Source organism: Adhaeribacter arboris, assembly GCF_003023845.1.
In the GTDB taxonomy this organism is placed as follows: domain Bacteria; phylum Bacteroidota; class Bacteroidia; order Cytophagales; family Hymenobacteraceae; genus Adhaeribacter; species Adhaeribacter arboris.
In genome coordinates this window covers 5,332,367-5,350,617 of record NZ_PYFT01000001.1, presented here as the reverse complement: position 1 = coordinate 5,350,617, position 18,251 = coordinate 5,332,367, and the positions used below count along the sequence as shown (strand labels likewise).

Annotated in this window: 16 protein-coding genes; 13 read left to right on the top strand and 3 right to left on the bottom strand. The window is 41.0% G+C overall.

The window, feature by feature from the left end:
- Positions 1-1,505 precede the first annotated feature (1,505 nt).
- From AHMF7605_RS21710 to AHMF7605_RS21700, 3 genes are all read left to right on the top strand, one after another.
- Complete coding sequence (locus tag AHMF7605_RS21710) at positions 1,506-1,709, top strand: hypothetical protein (protein WP_146153643.1); 204 nt, start codon at positions 1,506-1,508, stop codon at positions 1,707-1,709.
- Positions 1,710-2,311: 602 nt separating this feature from the next.
- Positions 2,312-2,569 carry a hypothetical protein gene (locus AHMF7605_RS21705; protein WP_106932105.1) on the top strand — a complete coding sequence of 86 codons (258 nt, stop codon included), beginning with the start codon at positions 2,312-2,314 and terminating at the stop codon, positions 2,567-2,569.
- A gap of 156 nt (positions 2,570-2,725) precedes the next feature.
- Positions 2,726-2,968, top strand: coding sequence for a hypothetical protein (locus AHMF7605_RS21700; protein WP_106932104.1), 243 nt, complete (start codon positions 2,726-2,728; stop codon positions 2,966-2,968).
- Between the two features lie 1,398 nt (positions 2,969-4,366).
- Here AHMF7605_RS21700 and AHMF7605_RS21690 read toward each other — a convergent pair.
- Together AHMF7605_RS21690 and AHMF7605_RS21680 are read right to left on the bottom strand one after the other, a co-directional pair.
- On the bottom strand, positions 4,367-4,762 hold the full coding sequence (locus tag AHMF7605_RS21690; protein WP_106932103.1) for a hypothetical protein: 396 nt from the start codon (positions 4,760-4,762) through the stop codon (positions 4,367-4,369).
- A gap of 1,173 nt (positions 4,763-5,935) precedes the next feature.
- On the bottom strand, positions 5,936-6,202 hold the full coding sequence (locus tag AHMF7605_RS21680) for a hypothetical protein (protein ID WP_106932101.1): 267 nt from the start codon (positions 6,200-6,202) through the stop codon (positions 5,936-5,938).
- 109 nt (positions 6,203-6,311) lie between these two features.
- Between AHMF7605_RS21680 and AHMF7605_RS21675 the strand changes: the two genes are divergently transcribed.
- From AHMF7605_RS21675 to AHMF7605_RS21640, 9 genes are all read left to right on the top strand, one after another.
- Positions 6,312-6,527, top strand: coding sequence for a helix-turn-helix domain-containing protein (locus AHMF7605_RS21675; protein ID WP_106932100.1), 216 nt, complete (start codon positions 6,312-6,314; stop codon positions 6,525-6,527).
- Positions 6,528-7,292: 765 nt separating this feature from the next.
- Complete coding sequence (locus tag AHMF7605_RS21670; protein WP_106932099.1) at positions 7,293-7,601, top strand: hypothetical protein; 309 nt, start codon at positions 7,293-7,295, stop codon at positions 7,599-7,601.
- 264 nt (positions 7,602-7,865) lie between these two features.
- Positions 7,866-10,643, top strand: coding sequence for a type I restriction endonuclease subunit R (locus tag AHMF7605_RS21665; protein WP_106932098.1), 2,778 nt, complete (start codon positions 7,866-7,868; stop codon positions 10,641-10,643).
- Positions 10,644-12,617: a restriction endonuclease subunit S gene (locus AHMF7605_RS21660; protein ID WP_106932097.1), complete on the top strand. Its 1,974-nt coding sequence runs from the start codon at positions 10,644-10,646 to the stop codon at positions 12,615-12,617.
- On the top strand, positions 12,614-13,261 hold the full coding sequence (locus AHMF7605_RS21655; protein ID WP_106932096.1) for an AbiV family abortive infection protein: 648 nt from the start codon (positions 12,614-12,616) through the stop codon (positions 13,259-13,261). The genes AHMF7605_RS21660 and AHMF7605_RS21655 overlap by 4 nt, the downstream gene beginning before the upstream one ends.
- A 49-nt stretch (positions 13,262-13,310) precedes the next feature.
- The gene (locus AHMF7605_RS21650) at positions 13,311-14,804 is read left to right on the top strand and encodes an RNA-binding domain-containing protein (RefSeq protein ID WP_106932095.1); all 1,494 of its coding nucleotides are present in this window, start codon (positions 13,311-13,313) and stop codon (positions 14,802-14,804) included.
- Complete coding sequence (locus AHMF7605_RS21645; RefSeq protein WP_106932094.1) at positions 14,797-16,281, top strand: class I SAM-dependent DNA methyltransferase; 1,485 nt, start codon at positions 14,797-14,799, stop codon at positions 16,279-16,281. Before AHMF7605_RS21650 ends, AHMF7605_RS21645 begins: the two co-directional genes overlap by 8 nt.
- Positions 16,282-16,461: 180 nt before the next feature.
- Positions 16,462-16,638 carry a hypothetical protein gene (locus tag AHMF7605_RS29885; RefSeq protein ID WP_158267585.1) on the top strand — a complete coding sequence of 59 codons (177 nt, stop codon included), beginning with the start codon at positions 16,462-16,464 and terminating at the stop codon, positions 16,636-16,638.
- A 3-nt stretch (positions 16,639-16,641) separates the two neighbouring features.
- Positions 16,642-17,430 (top strand): hypothetical protein, encoded by a 789-nt coding sequence (locus AHMF7605_RS21640; RefSeq protein WP_106932093.1) that lies wholly within the window; start codon positions 16,642-16,644, stop codon positions 17,428-17,430.
- 44 nt (positions 17,431-17,474) lie between these two features.
- Here AHMF7605_RS21640 and AHMF7605_RS29880 read toward each other — a convergent pair whose 3' ends face one another.
- Positions 17,475-17,651: a hypothetical protein gene (locus tag AHMF7605_RS29880; protein ID WP_158267584.1), complete on the bottom strand. Its 177-nt coding sequence runs from the start codon at positions 17,649-17,651 to the stop codon at positions 17,475-17,477.
- A 298-nt stretch (positions 17,652-17,949) separates the two neighbouring features.
- Here AHMF7605_RS29880 and AHMF7605_RS21635 point away from each other — a divergent pair, with 298 nt between their 5' ends.
- Positions 17,950-18,219, top strand: a complete 270-nt coding sequence (locus tag AHMF7605_RS21635; protein WP_106932092.1) for a hypothetical protein — start codon at positions 17,950-17,952, stop codon at positions 18,217-18,219.
- Positions 18,220-18,251 lie beyond the last annotated feature (32 nt).

The window sequence follows — 18,251 nt, the reverse complement described above, 5'->3', positions numbered from 1 at the left end:
TAAGACTAATTTCAACCCCAACCTTGTAACAACCAGGGAGAGAAGTAATGTAGGCTCCTATAATCTTTGCCGGAACTAGGTTTCAAGGATACGAATTAAGCCGGCAACTCATGGATGAAGCGGTTTCTTCAACGGTTGGGAGCAGGAAGAATTCATTTGGTTCGCGATCATCGCCTAAATTGTTAACACGAGCATAAAATATTAGCGGATGTTGGAAGAAAAGGCCAGGAGCCGGTAGAAGTATCAAACATAAGCAGCTAGGATAAAGCGCTATAAACTTATACTGGTCTATCGTTTTGCAATGTTTACTACCTATTGATTGTTATCCAGACAAACAGGTACTCGCAATTATTTCTTATTTTATATTGCCATTAGCTTCTTTTAGTAGTACAACATATTTACTATAGTATACTAAGTATCATAGAAAGAAGATATACTGAAATAGAAAGAAGATATACTGAAATAGAAAGAAGATATATTGCAATGGAAAGAAGATGTACTGAATCAGTCCGTATAACTACTCGATTTTACAAAATTATTTAGGTAGTATTTATCTCAGAAACATCTTTGCCTCTGGCCGTTAAAAAATGGTTGGATCAGGCTAATTAGGTTAATTAAATCGAAGGAAGGGTTAGAGTAGAAGTAAAATCATCTGAAGCTCGGCCTTAGGCACCAAAAGAGATTTCAATAGATTAATCTTTCCGTTAGATTTTATCAAATAACACTTGTAAATATCAGTATCCGCCGCGGTATCAAAATCTTTATTCTCCGTCACTCGAAAAGCCAAGTACGCCTGAGTGGGCTCATGTTGGACCGGAACGAAATGGTTAAAGTCTAGCTTAAATTGCATTACCTACGGATTAAGAATACAGAATTATTCTACTGGCAATATTTCACAAAAAATTGCGGTTGCTGCAGGAGCTGGTAGCTTTGTTGATAGGCTTACCAGCAGCTGCCAAAATCCCCGATTATTACTTCTTCCGAAAAAAGCAAGTATCGGCCCTTATAAGCTTGCTTTAGCCCTGGTTGATGATAGTGGTAGAACAAGATACTCGTCAGGATTTCTTTATCTAATCTTTATCTAATAAGCTCATGGGATGAAGCCGTTTTTAAGCAGACAAAGAAGTTACAATTAAGAAGAATATCTAGTTCTTTCCAAGTTCCATTTTCCGTACTAATCTCTTAAGTTTAAGTGTTTACCTACTAGAATCAGTATTAACCCATCTCTTGAAAGTATTTTATCAGAAGCCCTTAGCCATGATGTTCTAACTACCTGAAATATTCGTTTATCCAGGGCATTGTTCCGGCAGAAAATTAAAGCCCTTGTTAATTTTAATTAAGTTAGTTTAATAAATGCTCTGGTATAAACAATGTATAATAAGATTAGGTATAATATCCCACTTTATACGCGTTAAATTCCGGGTTAATACGACTAAAAGGAAAAGTTCATTCCTTTACATTTACTTGAATATGAACAAGCCATGGCAAGATTAATCGATTATATTATGGAAAGTCTAGAGGTGGATCAATTAACCTTGGCCGAAGCGGATGAAGCTTTGTTTTATATTGACCTGCACCTGGATCAGGATAGCGACATTGCGGAGGTAATCCAGCTATTCCAAGTAAAAAGTAAAATACTCGACCATTTGACTCAACTGGGAAATGAGAAATTTTTAACATTGCCCGGACAAAATCATATTTTTTCTTAACGCTCGCTTTCTAAGAGAGACTTTTTTCCTATATCATAGGTACAAACAGGTAAAGTAGCAGCCTCGTTTAGAGGCTGCTACTTTACCTGTTTGTACCCGTATTACCCCAGGAAACCTTTGAAAACAAATCTCAAAAATTTTGTCGTAAGTTGCGGAATCTTTATCTGTTTAGTCTTAATTACTCCTTATTCCTTTCATATAAGTACATTTTATGTAAATAATATCCTTCATTCATTAGACAGTAGATGAAGTTAATTGTCAAAACAAAATTTCTATTTAGAGGCGCTCAAAACTCAGCAGGTAATCAGATAACCATACTGATTCTTAATTTTATTACTATAAATTCCTTTCTTATGGCTGAATAAGTGCCGATTAAAAGTCTGGTTTGGTTAGAGAATATTACTTATTTCCGTAGTAATAGCGACCTAGTCCGTACTTGTTCGCTGGTCAAAGATTTAATCTGAAAGGAAGGTCTAAATCTTAGTTAAGTTACTATTTATCAGGAATAAACCCGGATTTTGAGATTTACTTGCAACAAAATTATCCATGCCGGAGAAAGTAAAGTGTTACTTACCTCGTTGACCATTAGCCTTTAATCAAAGATGAATGTAGCTTCCTTCCATCAACAGTCTTTAGATCAACGTACCACTCTAATTAAAAAGGAAGGTATCTTCTTAGCAAGCTGCCACCGATTGGTATGTCATTCGGGTTTGTTTTATGTGCGCCATATCTATGCGGAAGTATGGTATGAGGGCATCGGCGAGAAAATTTTTCTTATTCGGGGTTTTACCAGCTTGAATGGATTAGAACCTTATTTGAAACTAATTCAGTTAATCAACATTCCCATGTCCCTAGATTAAAGGAATGATCTGACTTCTGGAAATGTTTTACTCTTTTACGACAGGATGTCTTACTTTAAAATTAAGAATTAAAGCCATGCTACTCCTGCCTTAGCATGATAAGCTATTTCCACCAAAAATACCTCAATAGCATACGCCTACTAGTTCAATCGCATTATGGATAACCTTAATTTTAGTCTCGTTGAAGATTTTAATACCTGCTACCCAGAAGTTGAATTAACATTTACTGTTCAGGAAGCAAAGTTACCTGATCCGCAGCAGGAGCTCGTTTGCTTTTCGTATTATAAGCAGGAAACACTGCAACACCAGCAATACCTCCTTACCAAATGGTGCTTTATTGAACATTCCGAATCATTTGTCATTGCGGCAGTAAAAAGAGATTTAGGTTTACCAAGTTAGTAGAATAAACTAGCTAGGAATTCCATCAGCCATACTTTCTTAGCTAATTCCCCTTTAAATCAAGCTCCCTTTGGTGCTTCTTACTCAATTCTTGAATCTTGGTCAAATTCTATTGTTTCTTGATAGATAGTTCAATGCAAATACCTTAGCAGAATCCTATAACCAGTGTTATGCTAAGTAGAGGCATAATAGCAATTAACGATTTATCGTTCCATTTAGAAAGCTAGTCTCTAAAATTACACCCCTCTAAATATTTCTTCTACCAAAAAGTATTTCTCATTTTGGATAAATGATCACTTAAGATCGATTTTCTATCCGAAATGAGGGCTAGACGAAAGTTTTACCGTCCTTGGTAAAAACTTACACCATTAAATGCTTCAATCAATGTATTCTCTAAATTGATACTAGACGTCACTTGGCAACTCTATTGTTTCCTAATAAAGAAAATAGAGGTCTGAAGTTTAACTGGCTGAACAAACTCCTCAATGACAGTATTAAGGATATATTTTACTCACCTTCTAAGCTCGACTTTAGCATTTTTGTCCAGCTTTCCCGATGAGTTCTTAGGAATAATAATAGCCTATTCTGGTTTATTTTCCAAATCGGTTTTTGTGCATGCCCGTCTTCTAGTAGCAGGAGCCATTTCAGCTCCGGGCAAACGCACCATTACCTCTGTTCTACGGATACTGGGGACTACTGCGCGACCCGGAAGGGAAACTGGCACCGGTTGCCTTACTTTCTACTGACATGGAACTATCGGCAGAGATGATAGGGCTCTACTTTGCCAGAAGGTGGTTCGTAGAAGTTACGCTGGAAGAGACAAGGGCACATCTGGGAGTAGAGACGCAAAGGCAGTGGTCAGAGAAAGCAATAGAGCGTACTACACCAGTGCTGTTGGGCCTTTTCTCTATCATTACCCTGCTGGCTGACAGACTGCAACAACAGGGATAACTGCTGATAAACGCCACAGCATGGTACAAAAAAGAAAAGCCTACTTTCAGTGATGCTATTACTACCGTAAGAGGCCTTTTCTGGCAGAATATTAATTTTTCATCCTCTACTAAACAACAGGACATGATACAAATACCCATATCTTTACTCAATCATCTGCATCACGTATTAGCCTATGCCGCTTAATGCTAAAGTCGAGCTAAGACAATAATTATTTACTAAGGTTGTAAAGTAATCTACTATTTGCTACAAGCGCGGGGTGAGCCAGTCATGACGCACTAGGTACCAGCGCCGCCGGGGTAGAGCACGCAACAGGTCAGGGCGAAAGAGTCAGCGGCATAAGATGAGGCTAAATCAAGATAAAGTAAAAACTAGTCACGTGCATCCTCAGAAATAAAAGAACAAACCAGCTTCTATTCATTTTGATATTTAGCTAATACGTACCTATTATTTGTCTCCTTCCCATTCTAAATCGGCTTTTATCTTAGCAAACATGAGTGATTGGCTTTCGTGTTCCGCGAACTTCCACTGGTAAGTGCGAGGGCCAAAGGTAGGATGTTGTAAGCGCCATTCCACGGTTAGCTGGCCCCAGGCTTGGAAGAGGGTAAAGATGACCGGACCGGTAGGTCTTTCTTCTCGGTAAGCAATATGGCGGCTACCGGTACTCCGCACGTGCAGGCCAGGTTGGGCCTGGCACACGAAGCGAAGCAACTCCTGGTACTTGGTAGCCATCCCCCCTTGCCGGCTAATCTGCCAAGCTTCTTTGAGGTACCGGTACACATAGCGCAGCAGCAAGAAAGCAGCAAGAACCAGTAAGATAATCCAAAGGTAAGTGGGCGACATAGGCAAGTGCTAGTTAGTTTTAAGTAAGAGTAATGGGCCGAATAAAGTAAATCTATTTAAAAGAACAATTCCTACGATGGAGTTCCCTCCTCGGGGTAAACACAGGCGATACACCTCCAGCAATGGTACCCGAAAAAGGGGGCTTTAGGTAGGGCTCGTATCACAGGAAGAGGTACTCCGAGCGAAGCCTATTTGGGTGAATTTTCGGTTGATTTCCTTTCTGGTGTTTAATATACCTGTAGTATACTATAGTGCCTAAGATTGGGCCTCATTTAAAGCACATGAATCACCCGGTATTTCAAAGGGGTGTTCTACTGAAAAATCATCCGTAATACCCTCTCCCATTTACCTTAATTTGCTCTTCCTTACAGGCACAGGCTATATCCATCCTTACTCCTAGGCCTGATCCATTTTACTCGGGTTAACCCAGAACGGCATTACTTCTACTACTGTTCCTTAATTTTTATTTATGCGGGTGTAAGGTAGGTACCGGGATCCGCCTGGTTTGTATGGAGCCGGTAGTAACCAAAAAGAGGATGGTATTCGAAGAGGCGAGCGAATCAGAACCCTCCTTTTTGGGTCAGCGCGCCACGCGGGGTACCACCCTTTTCAACCACCCCCTCTCCCTTTTTCCCCAACCCAAATCTTTTTACCAAAACCCACCATCGGTACCTACCCTTTTTTGCGCTTCCCTATTGAACCGGTACCGCGTACTGCATCCTAAATGTCTTGCTTTATGCTCCAGTGAAGCTCATAGCACCGCTTTTAGATTTATGCAGGGGTAGAGAGCCTTTCTGGGGCAACCTAGTTTTATGGCCTTAATTTCCCTTGCAGGTAGCATTTCTTAGTGGCGGTAGCTATAACCTACTGGCGAAATCAAATTCACCTTTAGGGTTTGAGCAAAACTTTCCGGGTAGTAGGTTACCCTAACTCTGGGGATGCTGCTCGACCGTTTTCCTGGCGGAGCAACTAACGAGCTTACCTAGTATTCGACATCGAAATTACTTTCCAAGCACCTTTTAGCCGATAAGCAACAGGCTACATTTCCTCTTTGACTACTTCTTGAGTCCCGCTCTTTATTGCTGCGGCACTTATTTAATGCTCGGGTCAGCTTACTTGTGGTAGTAGCACCTGGCTTTAGGTAGAACTATTCGAGCACGGGCAAGAGCTCTACTAAGAATAATCATACCCATTTTCCCATCCCATTTTAAAGTAGCATTCCCGATCTAAAGCCACCCGAAACCGGAGTTTGAAGGGGTAGGTTACTCTCAAGGCTCGATGGAAGTAAAAATAGTTTAAAGCATAAACGGTTCCCATATGGGTCTGAAGACCTTCCTGGAATCGTTTACTAAATACTTCTACATCCGCTTCCTCCTCTATCTCCCCCTCCATATAGAAGGTATCTTCATCTTCCATGCCGTAACTGTATACCTGTACCATACGTGTTTTGAATTAATATTCTGAAATGTTTCAGCAAACTTAAGAATATTTTAAATCATGTTACATATATGCAGCATTTAATTTTTTCTGGATTAGTGACCTTTAGCAGGTGAAGAATCCAGCGAAATTAAAAGCTTTTGGAACACATTTAAAAAACATCAGAGAATCAAAAGGAATCAGCCAACAAGAACTGGCTGATATAGCCAACCTGAATAGGGCTACCATTATGCGAACCGAAAATGCTCAGTTTGCTGTTACCTTGGATGTGTTGCTTTCTATTAGTGAGGCCTTGGAAATACCTTTGCGTGACTTAATGGATTTTTAAAAAAAGAATAGGTACCAATCTGAATGTTACTCCGGGATTATCTTAAAGAGAAAGTGCAATTGTTGCTTTTAGAATTTATTACTTTTCTTCTGTTTGGTCAAAAGATTCGATATAAATTTCAGCTGACTTCATTTCAACCAATTTGCTAACAACTCCTTTTAAATCGAAATCGATTTATACTCGCCCATGCAGCCTTCTCTTATACCGTAATCTATTTCTTAAAGTAATAAGCAGGAACGCTTTTTTCCTTTCCCTGCTTTATTAAATTAATTATTTAGAACAGCCTTTTTGTATTCGATTGCAAAAAAGCATTCGGAACGACATAGTAACCGATTAATTAAACTCGGTTATAAAATTGTCCTTTTACTTGTTAACTGAACTAAGCCAGGAGTATCACTGCTGCTTTTTTCCCTTCCCTATTCTTTTAGAATAATACAGATTATAACCGAAGTTCCATCAACTTTTGGTATTGTATCTTTAAGGCAATCCATGCTTCTCGCTCCAAAGCACTGATATGAGGCTCACCAATGATAGAATCTTCGATAGCCTTAACGGTAGCACATTTTCAATTTAGATAAGTTTATAAGGAAGTTTGCAAATAAAGCTCCTGCAAACCTTCCTCTATTCTATTCTCTTCCTGTTTCATCGGAAAGCTCCACAATAGAAAAGGCTAACCTTGCTTTTTTCCCTGCCGGTAATTCAACTGGATTGCTCTTATACCTATCCATCCATTAAACCTATAACCATTAACTTTTATTTTACTCTATGACACCACTATCTAACTCGCTTATCACTAGGCCGGAGCTAATTGTAAAGCTCATTAAAGAGGACCTGAAAAGCAATAAACTCCATTTCGGGTTAAACCTACTCGAAATTATAGCCGAACCCTACCACAGTGATCTAGGCAGCATTATTCTGGTCCTGATGGGCATACCAGAAAACAATGATAGTTATTATGCCTTTTATCATCAGCAAATGGTAAATTTCACCGCTCTGGAAACCTCTGCTTTTTTTAACCAATTAGATGTCTTGGCCCACAAATTCTACGAGCTGCTTGTAAAAGGATACAGCTAATGCCAAGTCTTAATCAAGGAAAACTTACCTTAATACTTGTTATAACCCAAACCAAACTACTTTTCTTTGTAATCATCTCCTGATTACTCGCCTTCTGTAACTATTCTGCTTTTTTAAGTTTTCAGATATCCATCCTAAACCTCCTAAATAATTTGAGGTGCCTGACTTTAGGTGGGCTATAAAAAAATACTTTGTCGAGGCTCTATAATAATATTCAAAACAGAAAATATTTTGTATCATTGGAAATAGATTCCCGAATACCGCATGAACCAAAATCCCGAACAGAAAGCCCGTGACGAGATTGATAAATTACTTACTGCTAGTGGCTGGATCATACAGGATAAAAAGAAAGTAAATTTAAGCGCCGGCATTGGTATTGCGATTCGGGAATACCAAACCGATGTGGGACCGGCGGATTACGTGTTGTTCGTGGATAAGAAGCCAGTAGGTATTATTGAAGCCAAACGCGAAGAAGAAGGCGTCAAGCTGACGGTACACGAAGACCAGTCCGTTGATTATGCTACGGCTAAGCTCAAATACATTAACAATGGTCCTTTGCCGTTCGTGTATGAGAGTACCGGTGAAGTTACCCGCTTTACCGATTACCGCGATCCCAAACCTCGCTCCCGGCCGGTGTTTACTTTCCATCGGCCCGAGACTTTTCAGAAATGGATAAAGGAAAGTAAAACCTTACGAGGTCGGTTTCATGATATTCCGGGACTACCTACCGATGGCTTACGCGATTGCCAGATTCAAGCCATCACCAACCTGGAGAAATCTTTCCGGGAAAACCGGCCCAAAGCCCTCATTCAAATGGCGACGGGTTCGGGTAAAACGTTTACGGCTATTACTTTTATTTACCGCCTGCTCAAATTTGCCAAAGCCAAGCGCATTTTGTTCCTGGTAGATACCAAAAACTTGGGCGAACAGGCCGAGCAGGAATTTAAGCGCTACGAACCACAGGACGACAACCGGCTTTTCCCGGAACTCTACGGCGTTACCCGCCTGAGCAGTGCCTTTGTGCCCACCGACAGCGAAGTGTACATCAGCACCATCCAGCGCTTGTATTCTATTTTAAAAGGCACCCCTTTAGACGAACGCGACGAAGAAGAAAACCCGAACGAAGGTAAGTGGCAGCCCAAGGAACCTTTACCGGTGGTGTATAATGAAAAAATACCCATGGAGTTTTTCGACTTCGTGGTGATTGATGAATGCCACCGCAGCATTTACAACCTCTGGAAACAGGTGCTCGATTATTTCGATGCCTTCCAGATTGGTTTAACCGCTACGCCCGATAATCGGACCTTTGGTTATTTTAACCAGAACTTAGTTTGCGATTACGGCTACCAGAAAGCGGTGGAAGACGGTGTACTGGTGCCTTACAATGTTTTCGAGATTGTCACTAAAATTACCCAGCAAGGGGCTAAGATAGATTTAGGCGAATACGTAGGCACCCGCGAAAAACTCACCCGCAAACAGTTCTGGAATACCCTGGACGAAGAAGTGGAATACCGGGCCCAGCAACTCGACGAGAAAGTAGTAAACCCGAACCAAATCCGGCTCATTGCTAAAGCCGATAAAGATAATTTACCGGCAATGTTCCCCGACCGGATTGGACCGGATGGCAAGTTTGAAGTACCTAAAATGCTCATTTTTGCCAAAAGCGACAGCCACGCCGACGACATTATAAATATTGTGCGGGAAGAATTTGCCGAAGAAAACAAGTTCTGCAAAAAGATAACCTACCGCAGCGAAGACCCCAAAACCGTGTTGCAGCAGTTCCGCAACAGTTATTACCCGCGCGTGGCCGTTACCGTAGATATGATTGCCACCGGTACCGACATCCGGCCGCTGGAAGTGCTGCTGTTTATGCGCGATGTAAAAAGCCGCAGCTATTACGAGCAAATGAAAGGCCGCGGCACCCGCACCTGTAGTTTAGAAGAACTCAAAGCTACCGGCACCCCGGCCGCTAAATACACCAAAGACCATTTTGTGATTATAGATGCCATTGGGGTAGAGAAAAGCCGGAAAACCGACAGCCGCCCGTTGGAGAAAAAGCCGGGCCTCTCGCTGAAAGAAGTACTGGAAGGCATTGCCATGGGCAACAAAGACGAAGCCATGCTCACCACGCTGGCCAACCGCCTCATCCGGCTCGATAAACAGATAAACGAAAAAGAAAAACTCGCCTTTGCCGAAAAAGCCGGCGGACTTACCCTAAACCAGGTGGTAAAGCAACTGCTGCACGCCTACGACCCGGACACGCTGGAAAACGAACGATTACAGGCACTGGCGCAAAACCCCGGTGCTGCCCCCGATGTAATTGAAGCCCAGGTAAAGGAACAACACGAACAAATTATTGAGCAGGCTACGGCCGTGTTTAACGATTACGACCTGAGGAATTATGTGATTGATGTCCGCAAAAAGTACGACCAGGTAATTGACCACATTAACCCCGATGAGCTGGTAAATATTGGCTGGGTAAAAGACAACCAAGCCGAAGCCGAAAACCTGGTGCAGGATTTCCGGACCTGGATAGAAACCCACCAAACCGAAATTACGGCTTTGCAGTTATTTTACGGACAACCCTACGGGCGGAGGGAACTCACTTATAAAATGATGAAGGATTTGGTGGAAACAATTAAAGCTGCAAGACCTAACTTAGCGCCTTTAAACATCTGGCGGGCTTACGAACAACTGGAAAAAGTAAATGGCCAGCCCAAAAACGAACTCATGGCTCTGGTGGCGCTCATCCGGAAAGTAAGCGGACTCGACGAAACCCTGACGGCCTACGACAAAACCGTGGACCGTAACTTTCAGGAATGGGTATTTAAAAAGCAGGCCGGTACCCTCAAGTTTACCGAAACCCAGATGCAATGGCTCCGGATGATAAAAGACTACGTAGCCAACAGTTTCCGGCTGGAGCGCGACGATTTTGATTTAAGCCCCTTTAATGCTCACGGGGGTTTGGGTAAAATGTGGCAACTGTTCGGTGATCAGACCGATGAAATTATAAATGAATTAAACGAGGAGTTAGCGGCGTAGATGGCACTTGGAAGAAAACCGATTGAAATAGTTGAAGAAGGTAAACACCAATTATTAGTTAAGGCTGAACATTGGGATAGAAAATATTTAAAAGAAGTTGCGAAGGTTCAAAATGGTTACGCGTTCAGTTCTTCCTTCTTTTCCAAGGATGAAGGAATGCCCTTAATCAGAATACGTGATATTGATAATACTACTACAGTTGATAGATATAAAGGAAATTACAGTGAAGAATTTATAGTTCATAAAGGAAATATCCTTATTGGAATGGATGGAGATTTTAAAGCATCTTATTGGAAAGGACCAGATGCATTATTAAATCAACGAGTTTGTAGGATTTTACCAGACTCTGAGGCTATTAACGAAAGGTTTTTATTCTACTGTTTACAGCCATTCCTTGATGCCATTCATGCTGAAACTTCTTCTGTAACGGTAAAGCATTTGTCTTCTAGAACCATTGAGGAAATTCCTTTACCTTATCCTACATTGGATGAACAACAAGAAATAGTTGCCAAAATAGAGGAACTGCTAAGCGAATTAGACAAAGGCAAAGAACAATTAGAAACTGCCCGGCAGCAGTTAAAAGTTTACCGCCAAGCCGTTTTAAAGTGGGCTTTTGAAGGAAAACTTACCAATCCAGACGTTAAAGAAAGTGAATTGCTGGAGGGTTGGAGATTGGTTAAAATTGGAGATATATGTAAAAGTATTGTTCCGAACAGGGATAAACCTAAATCATTTACAGGAGAAATAAAATGGGTAACAACTCCGAATCTCAGTGAACATTCAATTAAAATTGATTACACAACGATTAAATTAGGATTATCTGATTCAGAGATAAAGGAATATAACGCTAGAGTAATTCCAACTGGTAGTGTGATAATGACTTGTGTCGGTACTTTTGGGATAAGTGCTGTAGTTGAAAAACCAATTGTTATAAATCAACAGTTGCATGCTTTCTTAACAAATGATTTAGTTGACTCTAATTTTCTTGCCTATTGTATTCAGCTAAATAAATATTACTTCGAGAAAAAATCCACTTCAACAACTATTCAATACCTTAATAAAGAGAATTGTAATTCAATGCCTTTTCCACTCTGTACAATTGAAGAACAGAGAAAAATTGTTCAGGAAGTAGAAAGCCGCCTAAGTGTTTGCGATAAAGTAGAAGAAACCATCACCCAAAGCCTGCAACAAGCCGAAACCCTTTGCCAGAGTATTTTAAAGAAAGCTTTTGAGGGTAAGTTGGTTGCTTATAAAGAAGTCCTCAATACTGTTACTGAAGAACAAGAAGCAAAAATTATCCCTTTGGTTCCCGAAGAAGAATTTCCCATGAAGATTGCTGGTATTACTGCTACTGATTTACACGCGGGCATTCTTGCCTTGGTGATTGACACTCATGAAAAGCACCCGGAGCATTTACCCAAGTTGAATCACGTAAAAGACGAAAAAATTGCCCATCAGGTAGAAAATTTCCTTGGCATTTCATTAGGCAGGCAGCCGGTAAAAGATGCCGCTGGTCCTGATGATTTTAATCATTTAAAAAAGGTAGAACATCGGGCAACAAAAGCAGGTTGGTTTCAAATTAAAAAGCTACCAATTGGCCATACATACACCTCTCTGCGGGGCATGAAAAACATTATTGCTAAAACTCAGCAATTCCTTACAGAGCAACAATTTAAAGAAGTAAATGCCTTAATAGAAACTTTTTTGAAATTTGATATGGAACAAGCCGAAGTGATTGCTACGCTTTTTGCCGGATGGAATAATTTATTATTGGCCAGCAAAAATCCGACGGATGATGAAATTGTTTATGAGTCCCGAGAAAACTGGTCGGAGCGAAAGCTAAACATAAATCGGGAGAAGTTTTATAAAGCGTTAACCTGGATGAGAAGCCACAATTTTATCCCTCAAGGTAAAGGTTCAATGGTTTTGAAGACGGCAAGTCAGGAGAAAAAAACATTGAAAAAGAAGAAGTGAAAAATCAAAAAATAGATTATTGGGCCGATTGTGATTTGCTTTCAGGAGCCTGTTATTCTTTCGAGAATGGAAAAAATCATTTATTATTGAGTGAAGCTGCCGCTAATATGCAATTTTATGGATTTGCCGTTTCGCACGTTATTCTTGCTTCCGAAGAATTAATCAAAGCACTGATATTGATTGGTTTAAACAATGATATTTATTTTATAAGCCCGGTTGAAAGAGATAAAATATTTAGAAATCACAGCTTTAAGCATTTAAATATTGAAGAATTCTTACTATCACTAACAGGATACTACATTACTGATTACGAATATAATTGGCAGTATTACTTCTTTACTCCACATAACGCTTTAAGCAAATTTCAATCTACTGCAATCTTTTTAAGTAAGGCTTTAAAATTAGGGGAGTTAACCGAAGAGGAGGCGGAAATGCTTAGCGAGTTAATTAAAGGGGCTAATAACCTTAAAAACAAAGGCTTTTATGTTGATTATCAAAAAGATTGGATGATACCCGAAGATGTTGACAAAATATGCTATCAAAAGTATAAAAATTTATCAGATAAGCTTTTGCAGTTTATAAGTCCAATTTTTACAATGCCTTTAACTGATGAAAGAATAAGGTCATTTTTGTACGGCGAATAAATATTTGTACGGCGAATAAATATCTTACAATTAGTTAGTATTATTTTAAATGAACGAAGCGCGTGTTAGGCAATTACTGCAACAAACAGAAGGCTTGCGACTTGAGTTTAAGGAAGCAATTTCGGAACTCCCCGCTAACCTTTTCGAAACCGTATGCGCTTTCCTAAATAGAGCCGGCGGCGATATTTTATTAGGAATTTCCGATGGTGGCAAAGTACTCGGTGTTAATAAAGCCCGCGCACCACAACTTTTAAAAGAAATTGTCAATATTTCTAATAATCCGCAATTGCTGGAACCGCCTTTTATTTTGCTCCCCCAATTAGTGGAAGTAGAAGGTGCAACCCTTATTCATATCCAGGTTCCGGAAAGTTCGCAGGTACACAAATGCCGGCGCATCGTTTATGACCGCAGCGAAGATGGTGATTATAAACTTACCAGCCATATTGCTATTTCCGAATTATACACCCGCAAAAGTGCCAGTTATTCCGAAAACACTATTTACCCAGCGCTGCGGTTCTCCGACTTTAATCCGGAGCTATTTCCGAAAGTCCGGAACTTAATTCGCAGCCGCGACTATAATCATCCCTGGCTAGCCCTCGACGACGAACAATTGCTCCGGAAAGCCGGCCTTTTCCGCCGCGACCTGCAAACCGGTCAGGAGGGCTATACTTTAGCCGCCGCTCTTCTGTTAGGTCAGGACGAAATCATTCAAAGTATTTTACCGCATTACAAAACGGATGCACTGGTCCGCCGCCAAAACCTAGACCGTTATGATGACCGTCTTTATGTTCAAACCAACCTGATAGACACTTACGACCAACTAATGAGCTTTATCGCTAAGCACCTACCCGATAAGTTTTTTCTGGAAGGAGCCATTCGCGTTAGTCTTAGGTCCAAGATTTTCCGGGAAGTTGTAGCCAATTTGCTCGTACACCGGGAGTTTACCAACGCTTATCCCGCTCGGCTCTTCATTTACACCGACCGGGTAGTTACTGAGAATGCTAACCGGCCGCACACCTATGGTCGCTTATTACCCGAAAACTTTTCTCCTTTTGCGAAAAATCCAGTTATCGCCAAATTCTTCACCCAACTAGGCCACGTGGATGAATTAGGCTCCGGTATTTTAAACGTAAATAAATACCTGCCCCACTACGCTCCTGGCAAAGTGCCAATTTTTGAAGAAGGTGATGTATTTAAAATGGCTATTCCTTTAGAAGTTAACGGTACAGTTAATGAGGTTATAAGTAATAGAACAACTGATACTGTAAATGACGGAGCAATTGAGGGAGCAATTGAGGGAGCAATTGAGGGAGCTACTAAGAATGTTAAAATTAAACTGGCTACCCTTCTTAACGCTATAGTTAGACAAGAAGGAAAAAGGATTCCTGAGTATAGAACTAGTACAGGAATTTCAGAGAAAAGCCTTGAAAGATATTTGAGGTTACTTCGAGATGCTGGATTCATTGAGTTTAGAGGTGATGCTCCTCAAACCGGCGGGTATTATCTGACCGAATATTTAAAGAAGAACTTAAAAAATGAGTAACAACAACTCCGCTATCGTTTCTAAAGTCTGGTCATTCTGCAATACCCTCCGCGATGATGGCGTGGGCTACGGCGATTATTTAGAGCAACTTACGTATCTGCTATTCTTGAAAATGGCGGATGAATATACCAAACCACCGCACAACCGCCAGTTACCTATTCCCAAAGATTACAACTGGGAAAGCCTGGTAGATTTAAAAGGAGCCGAACTGGAAACCCATTATACCATTATGCTCCGGGAACTGGGCAAAGAAAAAGGTATTCTGGGGCAAATATTTACCAAGAGCCAGAACAAAATCCAGGACCCGGCCAAGCTCTCCAAAATCATTGCTATGATTAACAACGAGCAATGGCTAATGATGGGTGTAAAAGATAAAGGCGATATTTACGAAGGTCTGCTGGAGAAAAACGCCGAAGATACCAAAAGCGGTGCCGGCCAGTATTTCACGCCCCGTGCTTTAATAAAAGCCATGGTAGCCTGCGTAGACCCGGAGCCTATGCGCACCATCGCCGACCCGGCCTGCGGTACCGGCGGTTTCTTCCTGGCCGCTTACGATTACCTTTTAGCCCACCACGACCTGGACAAAGAGCAACGGCAGTTCCTGAAATACAAAACCTTCTTCGGCAACGAAATTGTAGCCAGCACTCGTCGCCTAGCGCTCATGAACCTGTTCCTGCACAACATCGGCGACATTGACAGCGATAATTTTATTTCTCCGGCCGATGCCCTGATTGCCGATATCGGTGTGCGCTACGATTACGTACTGGCCAACCCGCCTTTTGGTAAAAAAAGCAGCCAGACTTTTACCAACGCCGAAGGCGAACAGGAAAAAGAAGACCTTACGTATAACCGCCAGGATTTCTGGGCAACAACCAGCAACAAACAACTTAACTTTGTGCAGCACATCCGCAGCATTCTTAAAACCACCGGTCAGGCTGCCGTGGTATTACCGGATAATGTGCTGTTTGAAGGAGGAGCCGGCGAAACCGTCCGCAAAAAGCTACTGGAAACCACCGATGTGCATACCATCCTGCGTTTACCCACTGGTATTTTCTACGCCCACGGGGTAAAAGCCAACGTGGTTTTTTTCGATAACAAACCCAGCAGCAAAGACCCTTGGACCAAAGAAATATGGGTGTACGATTACCGCACCAACATCCATCATACCCTTAAAAAGAACCCACTTAAGCTGGAAGATTTGCAAGATTTTATCTCCTGCTACAACCCGCAAAACCGCCACAAACGCACCGAAACCTACCACCCCGAAACCAACCCGGAAGGCCGCTGGCGTAAATTCACCTACGAAGAAATAATCGCCCGTGACAAAACCAGCCTCGACATTACCTGGCTAAAAGATAAATCCCTCGCCGACTTAGATAACTTACCGGACCCGGATGTATTGGCAGAGGATATAATCGAGAACCTGGAAGCAGGATTAGAGAGTTTCCGGACAATTTTAACGGCTTTGGAGAAGTAATTCTTAGGAATAGTTTAAAGTTATAATTTAAACATCTTTCATCAAAAGTTGCTTAAGCAAACCTAATCTGGCTGAATGAGTAAAAGTAGTACTTGGTAGACTTCATTAAGCACTAGGTACCTACTATTACTCATTTAATTTTTGAATCTACATTTTGAAAATTACGTTTTATTTATCATATTGGATAAAATCAGCGCTATGAAGGCCAGACAAAGTAAAACAGCAAAAAATTATTTTAGCAAAGAGACTCAAGGAAGAGCTATTCTAAAAAGCATTCAGGAGGCTTCTTCTAAAAACGCGCATGTTATTGCTAACTTAAAAATTAATAGTTCCACCGTAAAAGTAAAAGAGCTTTAGTAGGTGAATTTTGCTTTTGTTACAGTACTTCTCGTATTCATTACTCTTCTTGGTATTGCCCTTCGCCGAAGCTATTTTTCTTCCCGATTCTCCATTGAGTACATTACCACTAATCTAGTTAATGAGATTATCTGGGCCATTATCCCAGCCATCCTCTTACATGCTTTTGCCATTTTAGTCGTAGAAGCTACAACGTCCTATCAAGTATTACTGGAGAACATTGGTTATTTGGTAGTGGGCGGAAACGATAAAGAACGGGTTCCTCCTATCTTCCAGAACATACATGCGCATATAGCTCCTATACTAACCTATAATATTGGTTTAACCGTGTTTGGTATTTTAGTAGGTACCGGAGCGAGAAGTTTCGTCAGAGGTTTAAGCCTGGATACGCTACCTTATTTTTCTTTTCTCCGGTTTCCGAATACCTGGCATTATTGGTTTACCGGAGAATACCTGAACACCGAACGGGGCTGGAAATACCACAAAAATATTGACTTTATAATGGTGGATGTTTTAACCAATATTGGTGAGGGAATTATTTATTCCGGCATTCTGGAAGATTATTATCTATCCAGAACGAGTGGAGGCCTGGACCGCATCATCATAAAGTACCCATCCAAAAAGACCTTTAGTGCTACCGGGGAAACCCATTTTAGAGAGATCCCGGGTAATTACCTTTCTATCCCCTACGACAATATATTAAACATTAATATTCAGTATTACGAGTTTAATGGTGCAGCCGAGAATACCCAAGATGATAGCCAGCCCTCAGTAGAGATAATTGAGCCTTAATCCGGCAAGCTATTCTGGCAAGGAGGAAAAAGGACGATTCTAATTTAAGCAATAGGTAAGCTTTTATCCCGATTAGCCGGTGTTCTCACTTTATTTATTTTCTTGTATAAACGGGCGCAGGCAAAATAAAAGGCAAGGAGTAAAACACTATGAATAACTATCCGGGCAATAGTCATGCGGATGATTTTACCTTTTGAGGTTAGCTCGTGGTACGGCTTCATGCGTTGAATTAATATTCTGTGTTGAAAACGACCTGTTCTCAAAATATGTTTTGCTGATGCCCCTTCAGAAAGTTATATATTCTTATAGCATTATAGAACGATTATTACAATTATCCCCATGGAGTATGTTTGCCATTAAAGATACAAATTATACTATTAAACAATGCCACTCTACTTTACACCTAATCTTTGTCTAACATCTACTTAATTCCAGCATACTCTTAAAACTGGCTTTTAATTTGCCTAGTGAAATATTTTATAATTACAATATTTAATCAGGCAAATTAAACTTTTATTAATGCGACAACTTTTACTCCTTTTAGCTTTTCTACTGCACACAGGTTTGGCTTCGGCTCAAACGACCACTCCCGCTAAACCACAAGCTTTTACTTCCAAGCCGTCGGTAAAAAAACAGCAAGCTCCACCGGTGTACACCTGTGAGGGTGGCAGTGCCTATGCCTATCAGCGCACGGAGAGCAGAGCCGATTTGAACCGGTGTCCGCATCCGATTTCCGCGGTAAGCAAATCGGATGCGGAGAATAGTTACGGCCGCCGGCCCGGTAAGTAGTGTTATTCAGCCTCACAGTCTTCCATTATCAT

What these genes read in the sequence shown, in the direction of transcription:
- AHMF7605_RS21710 (WP_146153643.1), top strand. Translation starts at nt 1,506, where the DNA reads ATGGAAAGTCTAGAGGTGGATCAATTAACCTTGGCCGAAGCGGATGAA.
- AHMF7605_RS21705 (WP_106932105.1), top strand. Translation starts at nt 2,312, where the DNA reads ATGAATGTAGCTTCCTTCCATCAACAGTCTTTAGATCAACGTACCACT.
- AHMF7605_RS21700 (WP_106932104.1), top strand. Translation starts at nt 2,726, where the DNA reads ATGGATAACCTTAATTTTAGTCTCGTTGAAGATTTTAATACCTGCTAC.
- AHMF7605_RS21690 (WP_106932103.1), bottom strand. Translation starts at nt 4,762, where the DNA reads ATGTCGCCCACTTACCTTTGGATTATCTTACTGGTTCTTGCTGCTTTC.
- AHMF7605_RS21680 (WP_106932101.1), bottom strand. Translation starts at nt 6,202, where the DNA reads ATGGTACAGGTATACAGTTACGGCATGGAAGATGAAGATACCTTCTAT.
- AHMF7605_RS21670 (WP_106932099.1), top strand. Translation starts at nt 7,293, where the DNA reads ATGACACCACTATCTAACTCGCTTATCACTAGGCCGGAGCTAATTGTA.
- AHMF7605_RS21665 (WP_106932098.1), top strand. Translation starts at nt 7,866, where the DNA reads ATGAACCAAAATCCCGAACAGAAAGCCCGTGACGAGATTGATAAATTA.
- AHMF7605_RS21660 (WP_106932097.1), top strand. Translation starts at nt 10,644, where the DNA reads ATGGCACTTGGAAGAAAACCGATTGAAATAGTTGAAGAAGGTAAACAC.
- AHMF7605_RS21650 (WP_106932095.1), top strand. Translation starts at nt 13,311, where the DNA reads ATGAACGAAGCGCGTGTTAGGCAATTACTGCAACAAACAGAAGGCTTG.
- AHMF7605_RS21645 (WP_106932094.1), top strand. Translation starts at nt 14,797, where the DNA reads ATGAGTAACAACAACTCCGCTATCGTTTCTAAAGTCTGGTCATTCTGC.
- AHMF7605_RS29880 (WP_158267584.1), bottom strand. Translation starts at nt 17,651, where the DNA reads ATGAAGCCGTACCACGAGCTAACCTCAAAAGGTAAAATCATCCGCATG.
- AHMF7605_RS21635 (WP_106932092.1), top strand. Translation starts at nt 17,950, where the DNA reads ATGCGACAACTTTTACTCCTTTTAGCTTTTCTACTGCACACAGGTTTG.